The organism is Duganella sp. OV510 (assembly GCF_900100205.1).
In the GTDB taxonomy this organism is placed as follows: Bacteria; Pseudomonadota; Gammaproteobacteria; order Burkholderiales; family Burkholderiaceae_D; genus Rugamonas.
This window is the reverse complement of sequence record NZ_FNEQ01000013.1, coordinates 120570-137516: the sequence shown is the minus strand read 5'-3', so window position 1 is coordinate 137516 and position 16947 is coordinate 120570. Positions and strand designations below refer to the sequence as shown.

The 16947-nt window shown below is 62.4% G+C and carries 19 protein-coding genes and 1 tRNA gene; 14 read left to right on the top strand and 6 right to left on the bottom strand.

All coding sequences use genetic code 11. From position 1 onward, the window contains the following. The first annotated feature begins 10 nt into the window (after window positions 1-10). The 10 genes from BLS51_RS27110 (at window position 11) to BLS51_RS27070 (ending at window position 5471) form a co-directional block, all read left to right on the top strand. The gene (locus tag BLS51_RS27110) at window positions 11-196 is read left to right on the top strand and encodes a hypothetical protein (RefSeq protein ID WP_090191641.1); all 186 of its coding nucleotides are present in this window, start codon (window positions 11-13) and stop codon (window positions 194-196) included. Further along, window positions 193-543, top strand: coding sequence for a hypothetical protein (locus BLS51_RS27105; protein WP_090191644.1), 351 nt, complete (start codon window positions 193-195; stop codon window positions 541-543). The genes BLS51_RS27110 and BLS51_RS27105 overlap by 4 nt, the downstream gene beginning before the upstream one ends. Further along, window positions 540-1430, top strand: coding sequence for a DUF2303 family protein (locus tag BLS51_RS27100; protein WP_090191646.1), 891 nt, complete (start codon window positions 540-542; stop codon window positions 1428-1430). Before BLS51_RS27105 ends, BLS51_RS27100 begins: the two co-directional genes overlap by 4 nt. A 2-nt stretch (window positions 1431-1432) precedes the next feature. Next, window positions 1433-1831, top strand: a complete 399-nt coding sequence (locus BLS51_RS27095; RefSeq protein WP_090191649.1) for a hypothetical protein — start codon at window positions 1433-1435, stop codon at window positions 1829-1831. Further along, on the top strand, window positions 1828-3708 hold the full coding sequence (locus BLS51_RS27090) for a DNA cytosine methyltransferase (protein WP_090191651.1): 1881 nt from the start codon (window positions 1828-1830) through the stop codon (window positions 3706-3708). Before BLS51_RS27095 ends, BLS51_RS27090 begins: the two co-directional genes overlap by 4 nt. A gap of 103 nt (window positions 3709-3811) precedes the next feature. Continuing rightward, on the top strand, window positions 3812-4033 hold the full coding sequence (locus BLS51_RS27085) for a hypothetical protein (RefSeq protein ID WP_139168800.1): 222 nt from the start codon (window positions 3812-3814) through the stop codon (window positions 4031-4033). Continuing rightward, on the top strand, window positions 4026-4778 hold the full coding sequence (locus BLS51_RS27080) for a hypothetical protein (protein WP_139168799.1): 753 nt from the start codon (window positions 4026-4028) through the stop codon (window positions 4776-4778). Before BLS51_RS27085 ends, BLS51_RS27080 begins: the two co-directional genes overlap by 8 nt. Continuing rightward, window positions 4778-5011, top strand: coding sequence for a hypothetical protein (locus BLS51_RS27075; RefSeq protein ID WP_090191659.1), 234 nt, complete (start codon window positions 4778-4780; stop codon window positions 5009-5011). The genes BLS51_RS27080 and BLS51_RS27075 overlap by 1 nt, the downstream gene beginning before the upstream one ends. After that, window positions 5011-5229: a hypothetical protein gene (locus BLS51_RS29595; protein ID WP_139168798.1), complete on the top strand. Its 219-nt coding sequence runs from the start codon at window positions 5011-5013 to the stop codon at window positions 5227-5229. Before BLS51_RS27075 ends, BLS51_RS29595 begins: the two co-directional genes overlap by 1 nt. An 11-nt stretch (window positions 5230-5240) precedes the next feature. Next, the gene (locus tag BLS51_RS27070; protein WP_090191661.1) at window positions 5241-5471 is read left to right on the top strand and encodes a helix-turn-helix transcriptional regulator; all 231 of its coding nucleotides are present in this window, start codon (window positions 5241-5243) and stop codon (window positions 5469-5471) included. On the opposite strand, the gene BLS51_RS27065 is transcribed toward BLS51_RS27070, so the two are convergent. The 6 genes from BLS51_RS27065 to BLS51_RS27040 form a co-directional block, all read right to left on the bottom strand. Further along, window positions 5458-6618 (bottom strand): tyrosine-type recombinase/integrase, encoded by a 1161-nt coding sequence (locus BLS51_RS27065; RefSeq protein ID WP_090191664.1) that lies wholly within the window; start codon window positions 6616-6618, stop codon window positions 5458-5460. The two genes, BLS51_RS27070 and BLS51_RS27065, sit on opposite strands and share 14 nt — an antisense overlap. Before the next feature lie 196 nt (window positions 6619-6814). Next, window positions 6815-6904: transfer RNA gene (locus tag BLS51_RS27060), tRNA-Ser, on the bottom strand. Between the two features lie 52 nt (window positions 6905-6956). Continuing rightward, window positions 6957-9041, bottom strand: a complete 2085-nt coding sequence (locus BLS51_RS27055; RefSeq protein ID WP_090191669.1) for a putative bifunctional diguanylate cyclase/phosphodiesterase — start codon at window positions 9039-9041, stop codon at window positions 6957-6959. A 3-nt stretch (window positions 9042-9044) separates the two neighbouring features. After that, window positions 9045-10214 carry an EAL and HDOD domain-containing protein gene (locus BLS51_RS27050; RefSeq protein WP_090191672.1) on the bottom strand — a complete coding sequence of 390 codons (1170 nt, stop codon included), beginning with the start codon at window positions 10212-10214 and terminating at the stop codon, window positions 9045-9047. A gap of 207 nt (window positions 10215-10421) precedes the next feature. Then, a complete protein-coding gene (locus BLS51_RS27045) occupies window positions 10422-11039 on the bottom strand; it encodes a response regulator transcription factor (protein ID WP_090191675.1) in 618 nt (205 codons plus the stop codon). Between the two features lie 5 nt (window positions 11040-11044). After that, a complete protein-coding gene (locus tag BLS51_RS27040) occupies window positions 11045-12403 on the bottom strand; it encodes a cache domain-containing protein (RefSeq protein WP_090191677.1) in 1359 nt (452 codons plus the stop codon). Between the two features lie 228 nt (window positions 12404-12631). Between BLS51_RS27040 and BLS51_RS27035 the strand changes: the two genes are divergently transcribed. The 4 genes from BLS51_RS27035 (at window position 12632) to BLS51_RS27020 (ending at window position 16937) form a co-directional block, all read left to right on the top strand. Beyond that, a complete protein-coding gene (locus tag BLS51_RS27035) occupies window positions 12632-14707 on the top strand; it encodes a carbon starvation CstA family protein (protein ID WP_090191679.1) in 2076 nt (691 codons plus the stop codon). Beyond that, entirely contained in the window at window positions 14707-14907 is a 201-nt protein-coding gene (locus tag BLS51_RS27030; protein WP_090191937.1) for a YbdD/YjiX family protein, read from the top strand. The genes BLS51_RS27035 and BLS51_RS27030 overlap by 1 nt, the downstream gene beginning before the upstream one ends. 78 nt (window positions 14908-14985) lie before the next feature. After that, window positions 14986-15849, top strand: a complete 864-nt coding sequence (locus BLS51_RS27025; protein ID WP_090191682.1) for a ThiF family adenylyltransferase — start codon at window positions 14986-14988, stop codon at window positions 15847-15849. Continuing rightward, entirely contained in the window at window positions 15846-16937 is a 1092-nt protein-coding gene (locus tag BLS51_RS27020) for a nitroreductase family protein (RefSeq protein WP_090191684.1), read from the top strand. The genes BLS51_RS27025 and BLS51_RS27020 overlap by 4 nt, the downstream gene beginning before the upstream one ends. Window positions 16938-16947 lie beyond the last annotated feature (10 nt).

The window sequence follows — 16947 nt, the reverse complement described above, 5'->3', positions numbered from 1 at the left end:
TCACCCAAGCATGCGCGCAGTGATCGAACCCGGCGCCACCGTCAGCTTCCATAGTGACGCCGGCTTACAAATCGGCACGGTGGATCACATCGTGACCGACATCAGCAACGGCGCCAAGGTAGCCACTGTCAGCACCATCGACGGCGGCACCGTGGCGCTGCCCATCAACCATCTGCGCCAAGAGGAAAACCAATGACGCAAAAAGCATTCGCACTGGTCCTGCAAGACCTTCGCGACGGCCGCACGCACAGCGAGTTGACCGTCGGCATGAAGGAACTGCTGGCCGCCGTGCGCGACACCGGCAAGGCCGGCACCATCACCCTCGAACTGAAGGTGAAGCCCACCGCGCGCGGCAACGAGGTCAGCAAGGTCGTCATCACCGACAAGGTGACGATCAAGGCACCGAAGCCGGAACGCGGCGACGACTATTTCTTCGTCACCGACGATGACAACCTGTCACGCAACCATCCCCGCCAACACACCCTGGACCTCCGCGAAGCAGGTAGCGGCAAGCCAGTTGAACTGAAGGAAGCAATGCAATGATCGACCAAAATCAACCAGGCGCTACCGAAGGCACCGCTGTGACAACCATCCCGGCAGAGCACGCCCATTTCGACGCCAGCACGCTGAGCAAGATGCTGGCAATGGCGGCGGCTTCGAATGCCGTCATCGCGGTGGACGGCATCACCCACCTGCTGGTCCCTGACGGCTACAAAAACGTCGATCTGACCGCAGCGATCGATGCCGCTCGCCTTTCGCCAGCGCGCAAGAAAGGCACCGTGTACCTGTCGGATCAGGACAGTTTCCTGACCTACGTGAAGGAGCAAGGCAGTCCGGCAACGACGCGCATCTTCGCCGACGTCGACACGCGCACGCTGACCGCGATTTTCAACGACCACGGCAACGTCGGTGCCGGCGACGGCGCCGGCTGGCGCGACCACCGTGCCGTGTTCACGGCAGCACTGAGCAAGGAATACGAGACCTGGGCAGCGAATGACGGCAAGGCTATGGATCAAGAGGCGTTCGCGATTCATCTGGAAGACAATATCGCCGACGTGGTCGAGCCGTCCGGAGACAAGCTTCTGCTGGTGGCGCTGTCGCTGCAGGCAAAGAACGAAGTCAACTTCAATTCGGCGCGCCGGCTGGACAATGGCCAGGTGCAACTGGAGTACACCGAAAACTTGACCACCAGCGCTGGCGGCGCGGCCGCAATGGAAGTGCCGCGAACCTTCGCCATCGGCGCACGCTTATTCAAGGGTGGCGAGGGCTACCGCATCAACGCGCGCCTGAAGCTGCGCGTGGGCGGCGGCAAGGTCAAGTTCTGGTACGAACTGGACCGCCCTCACCTCGCGCTGGAGGAAGCCTTCAAGGGCTACGTCCAGCAGGTGCGTGGCGCCGGCAGCTACACCGTCCTGCACGGCAAGGCGTAAGCATGCGCCGCCGGCTCCCAAAGGGCAACGTGCCCATGGTCACCGAGACGCACCGGCGCCTGGCGCTGGAGCTACGCCTCGCGGCGGAGGCGCTGATCGGCGCGCCGTCGCCGGTGACCTACAACACGTTGTCCAAGATGCTGGCGGCGCTGAACCGCGCGGGCCTGGTCGCCCCCGCACTGGACCGCGCCACCGACACGCTGAACGCCGTGGTCGACCGCTTTGAACGCATTGGCAAGGTCGGCCTGAAAGATACCGAAGCCGCAGCGCTGCGCCAGGCCGTGGCCGGCATCGACGGCGCTATGGTGCGCATCCCCGTCAACAAATTTTCCGAGGCCGTCGCGGCCGTTGAAGTGTTCTGCGACGCCATCGGCGCAAAGTCATCGGAAGACATCACGTGAAACGCGATAATTTTACTGTTCCGCTCGATTTCGGCCATGAGCTGGTCATCGACAATTTCGCTGGCGGCGGCGGCGCCAGCACCGCACTACGCATCGCGCTGGGCCGGGAACCCGATATCGCGATCAACCACGACGGCGAAGCGCTGTGTATGCACGAAGCGAATCACCCCGGCACCAAGCACTATACCGAGGACGTGTTTCTTCCGGACCCAATCAAGATAACTAGGAACCAGCCTGTAGGCAGTGTCTGGTTCTCCCCTACGTGCACCCATTTTTCGCGCGCAAAGGGCGACAACATACTCGACCAGAAAACGCGCGGCCTAGCCTGGGTTGTGCCGAAATGGGGCGTGTACATGGCGCCACGGCTGATGTACTTGGAAAACGTCGAGGAATTCCTCGGATGGGGTCCTCTGGATTCCAAAGGCAAGCCTATCAAGGAATTCAAGGGCCGCACGTTCGAAGCTTTCATCGCGGTGCTCACGAATGGCATCGCCCCCGACCACCCGGACGTGCCAGAAATTAAGTCCGTACTGGGCGACGATTTTCCCATGGAGCGCCTGTATACTGGGCTGGGCTACGCGGTCGAGTGGCGAATCATCTCAGCGCGCGACTTCGGCGCTGCTACGCGCCGTGTTCGACTGTACATGGTCATGCGCCGTGATGGACTTCCAATTCGCTGGCCAACCCCGACGCACGGTGCGCCGGACTCGCCGGCCGTGCAGGCTGGCAAAGTGCTGCCGTTCAAAACGACCGCTGACTTCATCCGCTGGGACGTGCCTACACGCTCGATCTTCGGCCGCAAAAAGCCGCTGGTTGTACCGACCTTGCGCCGGCTTGGCCGAGGATTCGAACGCTACGTCAAGGATGCTGCCAACCCGTTCATCGTCAACGACCGGTTAGCTGCGGCCATCGTGCAAATGGGCTATGGCGAGGCGCCAGGACAGAAGCCGCGCGTTCAGGACATCCGCGCGCCACTGGGTACCGTCGTCGCCGGCGGCGGCAAGCATGCGCTGATGGCCGCCCACATCACCAAGTTCAACTCCGGCAGCGTAGGCCATGGAATGGACGAACCCCTCGCCACCATCACCAGTGGCGGCAACTGCTCGCGCCCAGCTGGCGCTGCACATGGCATTGGCCTGGTGACTGCGTCCTTGGTCCAATACTACAGCGGAGGCAGCCAAAATGCGGGCCTCGACGAGCCGCTACCAGCGATCGTTACCAAAGACCGCATCGGGCTTGCCACGGCGACTCTGTCGCGACCGAAGGACGAGAGCCAGCAAGCCGCCTTCGTCACGGGCATCGACCACCAATCGAATAAAAACGCCGTATGGGGCGTCGATGAGCCTCTGTCGGCTATCACCTGCGAAAACCGTCACGCGGTCGTGGTGAGCAACCTGGTGAAACTGCGGGGCACGAGCAACGCAGCCGCCGCCAACGAACCTCTGGGTACGATCAGTGCGGGTGGCCTGCACCATGGCGAAGTACGTACAGAGCTGGTGCCGCCCGCCGCCGCCGAGGACGCCGCATACCTGGCGCGCCGGCAAGAAATTCGCGAATTCCTCTGGGCCTATTGCCCAAGCCTAGCAGGGGTAGAACGCCCTGAATTGATCACTATCCACGGCGTGGTCTGGGAAGTAAGCGACATAGGACTACGGATGCTCATTCCGGCCGAATTGGCCGGCTGCCAAGGCTTGCCGCCGGACTATGTCCTTGATCCGGAGTACACCTATACCAATGCGCGCGGCAAGATCGTCACGAAGCGGCTACCGCAGCACGCTCAGGTGCGCATGATCGGCAACAGCGTCTCACCACCGCCGGCGGCAGCGATCATCAGGGCCAACTCCGCCCATGAACTGCCATTCGCGAGGGCCGCATGAACGTTAAAAAAGCCCCACCAAAATACGAGCCGCCGACCGGTACCGAGCTGTTCGTGAGCGTCGCGATATTCGTCTGCTTGGTGCTTTGGAACTGGTGGCCAGCATGAGCAACACCGTCCATCACCGCGACGACGCAGATAAACACGATCTGCGCATCCACCGCGCCAAGCAGCTCTGCCGCCAGGTACTGCACGACGGCGTCAAAAAATTCATTGCCGGCTTTTGCTGGCACGATGGCGACGACGAAATGGTCGTTTATCTGAAGGGGAGCGCCAAGCCGGTGCGCCCATGCGAAATAACCATACCGGAGCATTCCAATGACTGAGCAACAAAAGCCCCAAACCTCTCTCAACGAGACGGATAAAGAAATGATCAAGGTGCTACGCGTGTGCGGCTTCCACGTTCGCACGAACGCTCTGCTGGATCACCAGCGCCCGCAGATATTCGGCCCGCTCGACGCGGCGATCACCCTGTTCAAGCTGACGGTCGCTGGCGCCGACGTGGGCGGCGCTGACGCGGTCGGCTTCGCCCCATATCTCAAGGACGGCGAAACGCCGCTTCAACGGCTGCAACGCGAGATCGCGGACAGCGAGACGCTCGCGTCGATGCTGGCGGAGGAACGCGCCAAGGTGGCAACGATACAAGTAGACTCAGCGGCGGCCAGGCGTTACGGCTACAGAAGCATTGCCGCCAATGCTGGCAATCACTGCACATGCTGCAACGGTAACGACGGTGACGCGCCGTGCGCCTACCCCAGCGAGGGCAGGCCAGGATGCCTGCGCGATATTCGACGCGGTGCTGCGGAGGCAGGCAATCATAATAGCCAGAACCCTAATTGCTCCTGTCCAAGCGGTAACGGCAGCCTGCGCTGGCCCTGCCCTATTCACCCGCCGGAACGGGTCCGACAGCCTGCTGTGGGCGCAGGCGATCAACGCGCCGAATTTGAAGCAGCAGCGCGCCGCCAGGGCTACAACTTGACCCGCGAAGCCAACGACCACGACGACTACGCCTTCCACGCCGCACGCGGCGCATGGTGGGCGTGGCAAACCGCGCCGAAAGGCGATGCGTGATGGCAAAGCAGAAAATCTACGTGCTGCGCGGCGCGCTGGAGGGCAAGCAGTATTACCTTGACTACGTTTCCACCGATGGCTGCAGCGTCACCTTCCACCGCAACATCAAGCGCGCCTTGACGTTCACTGCGGAACAGCGGGAACACCTTATTGCGCAGCACGGCCACATTCGTGGGCGCTGGGTTTTGCTTGCCCGCGAGCAGGCCCGACGAACTGCCCAGGAGGCAGGCTAATGGTTCGGTTCGCCACCCCACCAGCGCCGCAGCCAATGCCCGCCGTCGCCCGCGCTCTTATTCCGTTGAAGGATGCCAGTACCGCAATACAGCGCGGTCTGGAAGCCTGGAATTCCTCGCAGCTGCAGGACGCCATCCGCAGCGCAGAATTTTTCATTGCCAAGGCAAAGCTTGCCTTGGACGACAAACCGACTGCCGAACAGGCAGATAAGATTTAGAAGGAAATGCGATGAGCAATCACGAACCCACGACAAGTTTAGCAGTCGTCCAAAACAAGACTGCCCCTGACGACCGCATCATCTATCGTCAGGACCTGTATAAAATGCTGGGCATTACGTCGGAAACGCTGCGACGCTATCTGCGCGACAAGAAGATCCCACCCGCCGACATCGCCATCACGCAACGCACCGTCGGCTGGCGACTGTCGACGCTGCACGCCGCTGGCATCAACCTGCTTTGAATAGCCATTCTGCGAAGTCCTGAAGCATCACCCGGCGCTGCTTCAGGTACTCCGCCGAGTTGTATGTGCCGCGCACGTCGTCTTTCTCGGTGTGTGCCAGCTGCATCTCAACGTGATCCGCATTGTACTCATTCTCGTTCGCCCAGGTCGAACCGACCTTGCGCCACCCGTGCCCCGTCATCTTGCCCTTGAAGCCGATCCGATGAATCAAGTAGAGGATCGCGTTTTCGCTCATCGGCCGGCTACCGGTCCGATCGTTGGGGAACACATACTTACTGCCGCGCGACCGCGTTTTCATTTCCTCCAGTAGCTCCAGCGCCTGCGACGACAGCGGAACTAGATGCTCACGCCCCACCTTCATACGTTTGCCCGGAATTCGCCAGACATCGCCCTCAATCTCTTCCCAGGTCATACGCCGCAGCTCGTCGGTCCGGGTCCACGTCAACGCCAGTAGCTTACAGGCCAGCACCGACTGGATGTCCTCCTCAAGCGCCAGGCGTTCCAGGAACGGATGCACGTCGGCCAGCGGCAGGTGTGCGAAGCCCACGCGCTTTTTACGTGAGAACGCGACCTTTGAGTTGATGCTTGAAGCCGGATTGCTGTCACAGTGGCCGTGCTGGACTGCCCACTCCAGCACCTGGCTTGCCCACATCCGGACCCGGCGGACATAAACAGTCAGGCCGGCCGCATCCATCGGCCGTAACGCGTCCATCAGCATATCCTTCGTGATGTCGCGCACCAGAACTTTGCCCAAGGTGGGAGCCAGGTACATTTCGTGAGCGCGCCGCGCATTCGTCTTGTAGCCATCGGTCAGATCCGCCCGCCCATCCCAATAGCTGGCGGTTGCCGCGTCCAGCGATACCGATGGCTTGCCCTTGGCCGTGATTTTGAGATCCTGGCCATCGATGAGCTTTAGGCGCAGCGCATCGCGGCGCTCCCGCGCATCCTTGAGACTGATCAGGGGATATGGGCCGATCACGGCCGTTTGCTGCTTGCCGGCGGAATTGCGGTACGCCATCCGCCAAACCTTGTTCCCACTCGGCAGCACGGCCAGCATCAGGCCGTGCCCATCGAACAGCTTACGCAGTTTGCCGTCATTGGACGTGGCCTTGCGGCAGTCGGCATCGGTGAGGGTGTTGATGGCCATGCGGTCGATCCTGTAGGTACGGTTGTAGACGGTACCGCATGATACCTACAAATGAACCTACAGGCGACTGTGGGACTGCGATTTTTTGAATTGTAGATTGTGCGACTCGGCGGGACCATATTTCGCCTAAGCCGTTGATTTCACTGGATTTTCAGTGGTTTTGAGTACAACTAAGAGGGGCTGGATTGAGGGTACTTGGCGGAAGCGGTGAGATTCGAACTCACGAACGGCTCACACCGTCGGCAGTTTTCAAGACTGCTGCCTTCAACCACTCGGCCACGCTTCCTAAGTGTGCAGCATTATACAGATTTCTCAGCTCAAAACCACCCATTCCCCTATCACGCGGCGCGGGTCGATTGGCTAGGTAGCCAGTTTTCCCGCAGCGCGCGCTCGAAGGCGTCGGCTTCCAGCGGCTTGGAGAACAGGTAGCCTTGTACTTCGTCGCAGCCGGAGTTCTTCAGGAATGCCAATTGCTCGGCCGTTTCCACCCCTTCGGCGATCACTTTGTGCTTGAGTTGCTGGGCGATGCTGATGATGGTGTTGGCAATTGCGCAGTCGTTGGTGTCCTGCGGGATGCCTATCGTGAACGAGCGGTCGATCTTCAGCGTGTCGATCGGGAAGCGCTTCAGGTACGACAGCGAGGAATACCCGGTGCCGAAATCGTCCAGCGACAAGGTCACGCCCATGGCCGTGATCCGGTCCATGATGCCGATCACGCGGTCGATGTTGTGCATCAGCGTGCTTTCGGTGATTTCCAGCTCCAGCCACGACGGTTCCAGCCCGTAACGCTTCAGCGTCTCGCTGACGCGTCCCGGCAAGGCGGCCGTGAATTCTCGTGCGGAGACGTTGACCGCCAGCCGTATCGCCGGCAATCCGGCATGCTTCCACGCCTGCGCCTGCGCGCACGCGGTTTCCAGCACCCATTCACCGACCTGTACCACCAGCCCGGTTGCTTCGGCCAGCGGGATGAATTCGGATGGCGGCACCAGGCCGCGTTGCGGATGGCGCCAGCGCACCAGCGCTTCGGCGCCGATGATCTTGCCGTCCGGGATGGAGTACTTGGGCTGGTAGTGCAGCAGCAGTTCACCGTTGCCCAGCGCGTTGCGCAGGCCGGTTTCGATGCGCATGCGTTCCTGCATGCCCTGGTTCATGTCCTGGCTGTAAAAGGCGATGTGGTCGCCATCCGCCCAGCCCTCTTGTTTGGCGCGGTACATGGCGATGTCGGCCAGCCGCAGCAGGGTTTCGGCGTCGTTGCCATCCTGCGGGTAGACGCTGATGCCGATGCTGCCGCCGACGCGCAGGTCGTGGCCGTCGATGATGATCGGTTCGTTCAGCGTGGCCAGCAGTTTTTGCGCGACCATGCTGGCTTCGAAGTGCTGGCCGATGTCGAACAGGCCGACGGCGAATTCGTCGCCGCCCAGCCGCGCCACCAGGTCCTGATCGCGCAGCACGGTGCGGAAGCGGCGCGATACTTCAACCAGTAGCGCGTCGCCAACGGCGCGGCCCAGGGTGTCGTTGATCAGCTTGAAGCGGTTGAGGTCGATGAACAGCACGCAGCCGTGCGCCTTGTTGCGCTGTGCGACCATCAGCGCCTGGTCGACCAGCTTGGTCAGCAGCGTGCGGTTCGGCAGATTGGTCAGCGCGTCGTAGTACGCCAGATGGTGGATGCGCTCCTCGGCCATCTTGCGTTCGGTGATGTCGGTCAGATAGGCGATCAGGCCGATCGAGCGGTCGTTGATGTCGCACAGCGGCGACAGCGACAGGCTGGCCCAGAACACTTCGCCATTCTTCTTTTTGCGGCGTACTTCCATCAGCCGGCCGCCCTGCTCCAGGAAGTCGTCGTGGAAGCCGATGTCTTCGTCATCGTAGAGGAACAGGATGTTGCGCCCCACCGCTTCCACTGCGGTGTAGCCGAACAGTCGCTCGGCGCCCTTGTTCCAGCTGATGATGAAGCCGTTCATGTCCATGGTCAGCACGGACTCGTGGATCTGGTCGAGGATCTGCGCCTGGTGCTGCAACTGCGCTTCCATCTGCACGTAGGCATGCGTGGTGCGCTGCGCTACCGAATGCACCTGCAACACGCTGCCGGCCAAGTTGGCCAGACTGGCCAGGTGCTGGCGATCCTGCTCGTTGTACCGGTCGCGGCCGGAGACCACGAAGCGGCCGAAGAAGTGATTATCGAAGCGCACGTCCTGGCTCAGGCTCGGCACCGCGTCGTCATTCGCCGCCAGCACCGGCGCCGTCGGCGGTTGCAGCAGCAGCGCCGCCGAGTCGGCCGGGATGTATTCACCCAGCGGGCTGTTCAGCACGGCGCGGAGGATGCGCCCGAGTTCCTGTGTCAGGGCGGTGCCGCGCAAGCGCAACACCGCGTCGCATAAGGCCGCGCTGTTGGTCAGGAAATCGGAGACGGGTTGCGCGAGCATGGCTTATATATTCCTGCTCACCTGGATCGCCCAGTGGTAAGCCTGCAATTGCGCTTCCCAGTAGACTTGTCGGGAGATGCCGGCCTGTTCCAGCGCGGCGCCATCTTGCTTTTCCACCAGCTTGAGCAGTTCGCCCAGCGGCCCGGCGCGGTCCAGCAGCGCCATCACCACGTCCAGGTCGAGGCTGAGCGCGGCGACGATTTCGGTCATCGGCATGGCCAGCAACACATCCAGCAGCGAGAACACGCCGGCGACGAAGGCCATGTCCTGCTGGTCGCGGTCCCAGCCCTGCGCCTTGGCCAGCACTTCCATCATCGAGGCGCGCACGGCCGCCAGCGGCAGCAGCGGATTGGCCAGGCCGTCATCCTGCTGACGCGCATACAGCAGCAGTTGCAGCCAGCGCTGCAATTGACGGCGGCCCAGCACGTTGATCGCCTGGCCGAAGCTGTGGATCGGCGAACTGAGCGCAAACGCGGCCGAGTTCACCAGTTTCAACAAGTGGTAGGACAGCGCAGGGTCTTGCTTCAGCAGCACTTCCAGTTCGCGTGAATCAGCGTCGCGCGCCAGCAGGCCCAGCAGCGCCAGCAGGCGCTTGCGCGAGGTGCCGTCGCCGGCATTGCTGTCCGGCGCGGGATGCAGCGCGAAGTCGCCGGCAAACCAGCTGAAGCCGGCCTTGGCGCATTCGGCGATGCGTTCTTCGCTGCCCATACCGGTGGCCAGATGCGGTCCCGGCTGGGCCACCAGCGCCAGCACCGGCGGCAGGGTCAGCGAGGCGTCCACCATCAGCGAACGGGCGCTGCACATGGTGGCGGCCGAACCATCGGCCACGCCTTCGATCATGATGCGGTAGCCGGCGTCGGCATAGCCGGCCAGCTTCTTTTGTACGGCGACATCGGCGCAGGCGCCGGACGGCACGCGCAGCACGATGCGGTTGGCCGGCAGCGTTTCCAGCTGCGACTGTTCCAGCAGTTGCGGGTGCGGTACGGGGAGGATGCAGTCCAGCGGCGCCAACGCGGCAAACACGTCGGGCGTTTTCAGCAGCATCAGGGCGGCCTGGAAGACATCGCCGGCGTCAGGCGATACCTCAAAAGTCAGCGCCACCCACTCGTTATGAGCGTTGGAGACTGCATGTAATTCCACCAGTGGAAACAGGCTGATTTCAGGCGCAGACATCAATATCTCATCAGGGTTATGCGCGCCATCTTAGATCAACAATTGACTTTAGGCAATCAGATACCATGAAGATAGTAGTGCGATTAGCAATATAACCAGTACAAGACCAGTTGGCCACATGGCCGGAACTGGAATATAGCAGATATTGCCGTACAAACACGTTCTCTTGGAAATTGCTTAACTATCTGACGGCTTTTTGCCACACTGTCATTGCGCGTTTTGCACTGCGAAACGGATCAACTCGGCCTGCCCCTCAATGCCCAGCTTGCGCTTGATGTTCAGGCGGTGGGTTTCCACCGTGCGCACACTCAGGTCCAGCGCGCGGGCGATCTGCTTGTTGGACTCGCCATTGGCGATGTGGCGCAACACTTCATGCTCGCGCGAGGTCAGCTGGTTGTCCTGGTTTTGCGGCTGGGCCAGCTGGCGGGCCAGCGCCGCGCTGTAGTAAATGCCGCCCGACATCACGGTCTCGATCGCCACGACGATATCCTTGCCGGGCGCATCCTTCAGCACATAGCCGCGCGCGCCGGCCTGGATGGCTTGCGACACGTATTCCAGCTTGTCGTGCATCGACAGGATCAGCACGGCGATCTGCGGAAACGCCTGCTTGAACAGCGCCGTGGCTTCGATGCCGTTGGTGCCGCGCATATTGATATCCATCAGCACCAGGTCGACCGGATGACGGGCGGCCTGCTCCAGCGCTTCCGCCGCGCCGCCGGCCTCGGCCACCACGTCGAATTGCGGCATGGCTTCCAGCCGCGCACGCAGGCCGTCGCGTACCAGAGGGTGGTCATCCACCAGCAGAATCTTGATCGTATTTGTCATATTGTTTAACTGTTGTTAGCGGCATACGCCGTTACCAGGGTGCCATCGGTGGACGACAGGATTTCAAAGCGGCCGCCGATGGCGTCCATCCGCTCCATCATATTGCGCAAGCCGATGCCGCGCTGCGGATGCAGGGCGATGCCTTCGGCGTCGAAACCGTGGCCGTCGTCGCGGATGCGCAGCGTGACGCCCTGCGACGCGCCGGCCAGCGTGATGTCGATGCGGCTGGCGCCGGCGTGGCGCTCGATATTCGTCAGCGCTTCCTGCGCCAGGCGGAACAGCACGGTGTTGGCCACATCGGACAAGCCATCGGTGCAACCGGATGCCTCAAAGTGTACCGGAGTGCCGCTGCTGAGGGTGTACTCCTTGGCGAGGTGATGCAACGCCGCCGCCAGGCCCAGGTCATCCAGGATGGCAGGACGCAGATTGTGCGAGATGCGGCGCACCTCGGCCATCACGTTGCTGAGCTGGTCGGCGGCGTGCTCGAACACCGCTTGCGCCGCCTGCTGCTGTTCCGGCTTGCCAGTCAGCCGGATGATGCCGGCCTCGATCTGCAGCTTGATCGACACCAGCCACTGGCTGATGCCGTCATGCAAATCGCGCGACAGCCGTGCCCTTTCCTCCTCTTGCGACTCGACCACCCGCTGCGCCAGCACCTTGAGCTTGGCGTCAGCCACGCGCAATTCGCTGATATTCAGCGCCAGGCCGGAGCTGGCCACGGCCACTGCGGCGGCAATCGCGATGCCGGTAATCCACAGCATGGTGCTATGAATATTCGCCGATTGCTGGACATCGATCTTGGCCAGCGCCTGATCGACATCATCCAGGTAGATGCCGGTGCCCATCATCCAGCCCCACTTCGGCATGGCGATCACATAGCCGAGCTTGGCGACCGGCTTGTGGGTGGACGGCTTGATCCACATATAGCGCTCCAGGCCGCCGCCGGCGCGCGCGCGCTGCAGCAGGTTCTGGATGGTCAGCTGGCCGTGCTCGTCGCGCAGGCCGAACAGGTTCTGTCCCACCAGCTCAGGCTGGCGCGGATGCATCAGCGTATTACCCTGCATATCGTAGAGGAAAAAATAGCCGTCATCGCCATAGCTGAGCGACGAAAGGATGCGCATCGCCTCTTCGCGCGTGGCCTCGTCATTGCGGCCGGAATCGTACAGATGGGAAATCGAATGCGAGGCCAGCGCCACGTAATGCTTGAGCTCAGCCTCCTTGCTGCTGAGATAAGCCTGCTGGATCGTCGCGCGCTGCTGCTGCGCCAGCAACACCGACTGATGGCGCACCGCCAGCGCGATCGCGCACAGCGCCAGGATCAACGGCGTAATGGCTAAAAAAATGACCTTCTGCCGCAACTTCATCGACCTGCTCCCTCATATTCTTATAGACCGAATTCTACGCCCCCGCACGCCTGCCGGCCTACGTAGTTATACCGAGACACCTTGCGTAGTGCTGCGCTTGATCCTGTTATCACATTGCTGAATACTAGACATAATCAACCCGGGGTCAGTTCTGCAAAACGTACACGAGCTCATGTACATTTGGCAGAACTGACCCCGGAGTTGGAAAAAGACAACCTTGGAGGAAGCATGAACACCGCACCAAATACTCTGGCCAGCAAGCTGGGGTGGGCCGCTTTGGCCCTGTTCGGCGCAGCCGCGCTGGGCGTGGTCGCACTACATCGCGGCGAGTCGATCAGCGCTATCTGGATCGTCATCGCTGCGGTCTGCATTTATTTGATCGCTTACCGTTTCTATAGCCTGTACATCTCGGACAAGGTGCTGGGCCTGGACTCGCGCCGCATGACGCCGGCAGCAAAGATGAACGATGGCCTGGACTATGTTCCGACCAATAAGAACGTGCTGTTCGGGCACCACTTTGCCGCTATCGCCGGCGCCGGCCCGCTGGTCGGCCCGGTGCTGGCCGCGCAGATGGGCTACCTGCCCGGCATGTTGTGGATACTCGCCGGCGTGGTCTTTGCCGGCGCCGTACAGGACTTCATCGTGCTGTTCATCTCGATGCGCCGCGATGGCCGCTCGCTGGGCGACCTGATCAAGTCCGAACTCGGTCCGATTCCGGGCAATATCGCGCTGCTTGGCACCTTCATGATCATGGTCATCATCCTGGCGGTGCTGGCGCTGATCGTGGTCAAGGCGCTGACCGGCTCGCCTTGGGGCAGCTTCACCGTGATGGCCACCATTCCGATCGCGCTGTTCATGGGCGTGTATTCGCGCTTTATCCGCGTCGGCCGCGTTGGCGAAGTGTCGATCATCGGCTTCATCCTGCTGATGGCGGCCATCTTCGGTGGCCAGTGGGTGCAGGAGAATCCGGCCCTGGCGCCGATGTTCACCTTCACCGGCACCGAGCTGACCTGGATGCTGATCGGCTACGGTTTCATCGCTTCGGTGCTGCCGGTGTGGCTGCTGCTGGCGCCGCGCGATTACCTGTCGACCTTCCTGAAGATCGGCACCATCGTCGGCTTGGCGCTGGGCATCATTATCGTTGCGCCGCAACTGCAGATGCCGGCCTTCACCAAGTTTGTCGACGGCACCGGCCCGGTATGGTCGGGCTCGCTGTTCCCCTTCCTGTTCATCACCATCGCCTGCGGCGCCGTGTCCGGCTTCCATGCGCTGATTTCGTCCGGCACCACGCCGAAGATGATCGAGAACGAAACCCACGCCCGCTTCATCGGCTACGGCGCGATGCTGATGGAATCCTTCGTCGCCATCATGGCGCTGGTCGCTGCGTCGACCATTGATCCAGGCGTCTATTTCGCGATGAACTCGCCAGCCGCGCTGCTCGGCACTACCGCCGAATCGGCCGCCCAGGCTGTCTCCCAGATGGGCTTCTATATCACGCCGGAAATGCTGACCCAGGTGGCCAAGGATGTCGGCGAACACACCATCATTTCCCGCGCCGGTGGCGCACCGACCTTGGCGGTGGGCATGGCCCACATCCTGTCGAACGTGCTGGGCGGCCGCGAGATGATGGCCTTCTGGTATCACTTCGCCATCCTGTTCGAAGCGCTGTTCATTCTGACGGCGGTGGATGCCGGCACCCGCGCCGGCCGCTTCATGCTGCAAGATTTGCTGGGCGCCTTCGTGCCATCGATGAAGAAAACCGATAACACCTTCGCCAACCTGACCGCGACCGGCCTGTGCGTTGCTGCCTGGGGCTACTTCCTGTACCAGGGCGTGGTCGATCCGCTGGGCGGCATCAACACGCTGTGGCCGCTGTTCGGCATCGCCAACCAGATGCTGGCGGCGATTGCGCTGATCCTCGGCACCTGCGTGCTGTTCAAGATGAAGCGCGGCCAGTACGCCTGGGTCACCATCGTGCCGACCATCTGGCTGCTGCTGTGCACGCTGACCGCTGGCTGGCAGAAAATCTTCGACACCAATCCGAAGATCGGCTTCCTGGCCCACGCCAGCAAATACCAGGCTGCGCTGGATGAAGGCAAGATCTTGGCCCCGGCCAAGTCGGTGGCGCAGATGCAGCAGGTGATCTTCAACGACTATCTGGATGCATCGCTGGCCGGTTTCTTCGTGATCGTCGTGCTGAGCGTGCTGATCTTCGGCGCCCGCACCATCATGACGGCGCGCGCCAACAGCAAGCCGACCGCCAACGAAAGCCCGATGGTCCTGATGACCGCCAAGGTGCAATGATGTTGGGCGACATCGCCAAGGCCGGCCGTTATCTCGGGCAAAGCATGCGCCTGATGATGGGCCTGCCGGACTACGACACCTATGTCACCCACCGGGAAACCACGCATCCCGGCGAGCCTTACATGACGTACGAGGAATTCTTCCGCGAACGCCAGGAGGCCCGCTACGGCGGCGCAGGCAAGCGCGGCGGTTGTTGCTGAACCAAGACCGGCTCCCAGTGAGCCGGTTTTTTTTCATCTGGACGGGAACTTCCCGGCGTGCCCATGCATCTAAAAAGCATGACATACGACTATCAACACGCATACGCCCGCAATATCGGCTGGGTGACGGAAGACGAACAGGCCAGATTGCGCAACAAGCGCGTCGCCATTGCCGGCATGGGCGGCGTCGGCGGCGTGCACCTGCTGACGCTGGCGCGGCTCGGCATCGGCGCCTTCCACATTGCCGACTTCGACACGTTTGACATCGCCAACTTCAACCGCCAGGTCGGCGCCACCATGTCGTCGCTGGGCCGGCCCAAGGTCGACGTGCTGGCCGAGATGGCGCTGGATATCAATCCGGAGCTGCAGTTGCGGCGCTTTCCCAACGGTGTCGGCACCAGCGAGCTGGCTGACTTCTTCCACGGTGTAGACTTATACGTGGATGGTCTGGATTTCTTCGCCTTCGACGCGCGGCAAGCGGTCTTTGCTTCCTGCGCGCGGCTGAACATTCCGGCGATCACCGCCGCGCCGCTGGGCATGGGCACGGCGGTGCTGAGCTTTCTGCCCGGCCACATGACGTTCGAGGAATATTTCGGCTGGGGCGACAAGCCGGACATGGAAAAAGCCTTGCGCTTCCTGGTCGGCCTGGCGCCAGGCGGGCTGCATGGTGGCTACCTGGTCGATCCGTCGGCCATCAACCTGAAAGAGCAGCGCGGGCCATCGACTATCATGGGCTGCGAACTGTGCGCCGGCGCTGCCGCCACCGAAGCGCTGAAGATTTTGCTGAACCGCGGCGACGTCCGGCCGGCCCCGTGGGGCTACCAGTTTGACGCCTTCCGTAACAAGCTGGTGCGCACCTGGCGTCCTGGCGGCAATAACCATCCGCTGCAACGGCTGGCGATGATGCTGGCGCGGCGGCGCAAGCCTGGAGGCAATCGATGAACAAGATGGCGCATCAGCTGGATGCGACGCTGCAACAGATCCTGGACCTGGCACGCTGGGCGCCCAGCGGCGACAACACGCAGCCATGGCGCTTCGAGGTGCTGGACCAGCGCCGGCTGGTGGTGCACGGCCACGACACGCGCGACCATTGTGTCTACGATCTCGACGGCCATCCCAGCCAGATGTCGATCGGTGCGCTGCTGGAAACCATGGCCATCGCCGCCAGCACCTTCGCGCTGGAGATGCGCAGCATGCGCCATACCGATACGCCGGACAACCGCCCCACCCTCAGCATCGAGTTCCTGCCATCGCCAAGCCTGCCCGCCGATCCGCTGGCCGACGCCATCATGACGCGCAGCGTGCAGCGGCGCGCACTCAGCCGCCGCGCGCTGACGGCTACTGAAAAGAGCGCCTTGACATCCGCGCTGCCGGACGGCTACCGCGTGCGCTGGCTGGAAGGCGGCGAGCGCCTTGCCGCCGCCAGGCTGATGTTCGGCAACGCCAAGCTGCGCCTGACCATGCCGGAGGCGCACCGCGTGCATGCGTCCATCATCGAGTGGAACGCCCGCTACAGTGAGGACCGCATCCCCGACCAGGCGCTGGGCGCGGACGCCATGACCACGCGGCTGATGCGCTGGGTGATGCAGGACTGGAAGCGCGTGCAGTTCTTCAACACCTGGCTGGCCGGCACGCTGGCGCCGCGCCTGCAAATGGATCTGATTCCCGCGCTGGCCTGCGCCGCCCACTTCGTGCTGGTGGCGGAGCGCAAGCCGCAGCGCATGGACGACTACATCGCCGCCGGACGCGCCATGCAGCGTTTCTGGCTGACTGCCACCGCGCAGGGCTTGCAGTTGCAGCCGGAGCTGACGCCGCTGATCTTCTCGCGCTACGTGCGAGAAGAACGCGTGTTCTCCGCCACGCCCGGCATGCAGCAGCGTGCCGAACGATTGTCGCGCCAGGGCGCGGCGCTGCTTGGCCAGGCCGATTGGGAGGCGGCGGTGTTCATGGGCCGCATCGGCGCCGGCGAAGCGGCGCAATCGCGTTCGCTGAGGCGGCCGTTGCGCGATCTGCTGCTGCCAGCACAGTAGGCGCACCCGC

Coding starts and splice junctions, on each gene's coding strand:
- BLS51_RS27080 (WP_139168799.1), top strand. CDS start 4,026: ATGACTGAGCAACAAAAGCCCCAAACCTCTCTCAACGAGACGGATAAA.
- BLS51_RS27065 (WP_090191664.1), bottom strand. CDS start 6,618: ATGGCCATCAACACCCTCACCGATGCCGACTGCCGCAAGGCCACGTCC.
- BLS51_RS29595 (WP_139168798.1), top strand. CDS start 5,011: ATGGTTCGGTTCGCCACCCCACCAGCGCCGCAGCCAATGCCCGCCGTC.
- BLS51_RS27030 (WP_090191937.1), top strand. CDS start 14,707: ATGTTGGGCGACATCGCCAAGGCCGGCCGTTATCTCGGGCAAAGCATG.
- BLS51_RS27020 (WP_090191684.1), top strand. CDS start 15,846: ATGAACAAGATGGCGCATCAGCTGGATGCGACGCTGCAACAGATCCTG.
- BLS51_RS27095 (WP_090191649.1), top strand. CDS start 1,433: ATGCGCCGCCGGCTCCCAAAGGGCAACGTGCCCATGGTCACCGAGACG.
- BLS51_RS27070 (WP_090191661.1), top strand. CDS start 5,241: ATGAGCAATCACGAACCCACGACAAGTTTAGCAGTCGTCCAAAACAAG.
- BLS51_RS27110 (WP_090191641.1), top strand. CDS start 11: ATGCGCGCAGTGATCGAACCCGGCGCCACCGTCAGCTTCCATAGTGAC.
- BLS51_RS27035 (WP_090191679.1), top strand. CDS start 12,632: ATGAACACCGCACCAAATACTCTGGCCAGCAAGCTGGGGTGGGCCGCT.
- BLS51_RS27055 (WP_090191669.1), bottom strand. CDS start 9,041: ATGCTCGCGCAACCCGTCTCCGATTTCCTGACCAACAGCGCGGCCTTA.
- BLS51_RS27040 (WP_090191677.1), bottom strand. CDS start 12,403: ATGAAGTTGCGGCAGAAGGTCATTTTTTTAGCCATTACGCCGTTGATC.
- BLS51_RS27075 (WP_090191659.1), top strand. CDS start 4,778: ATGGCAAAGCAGAAAATCTACGTGCTGCGCGGCGCGCTGGAGGGCAAG.
- BLS51_RS27105 (WP_090191644.1), top strand. CDS start 193: ATGACGCAAAAAGCATTCGCACTGGTCCTGCAAGACCTTCGCGACGGC.
- BLS51_RS27100 (WP_090191646.1), top strand. CDS start 540: ATGATCGACCAAAATCAACCAGGCGCTACCGAAGGCACCGCTGTGACA.
- BLS51_RS27085 (WP_139168800.1), top strand. CDS start 3,812: ATGAGCAACACCGTCCATCACCGCGACGACGCAGATAAACACGATCTG.
- BLS51_RS27025 (WP_090191682.1), top strand. CDS start 14,986: ATGACATACGACTATCAACACGCATACGCCCGCAATATCGGCTGGGTG.
- BLS51_RS27045 (WP_090191675.1), bottom strand. CDS start 11,039: ATGACAAATACGATCAAGATTCTGCTGGTGGATGACCACCCTCTGGTA.
- BLS51_RS27050 (WP_090191672.1), bottom strand. CDS start 10,214: ATGTCTGCGCCTGAAATCAGCCTGTTTCCACTGGTGGAATTACATGCA.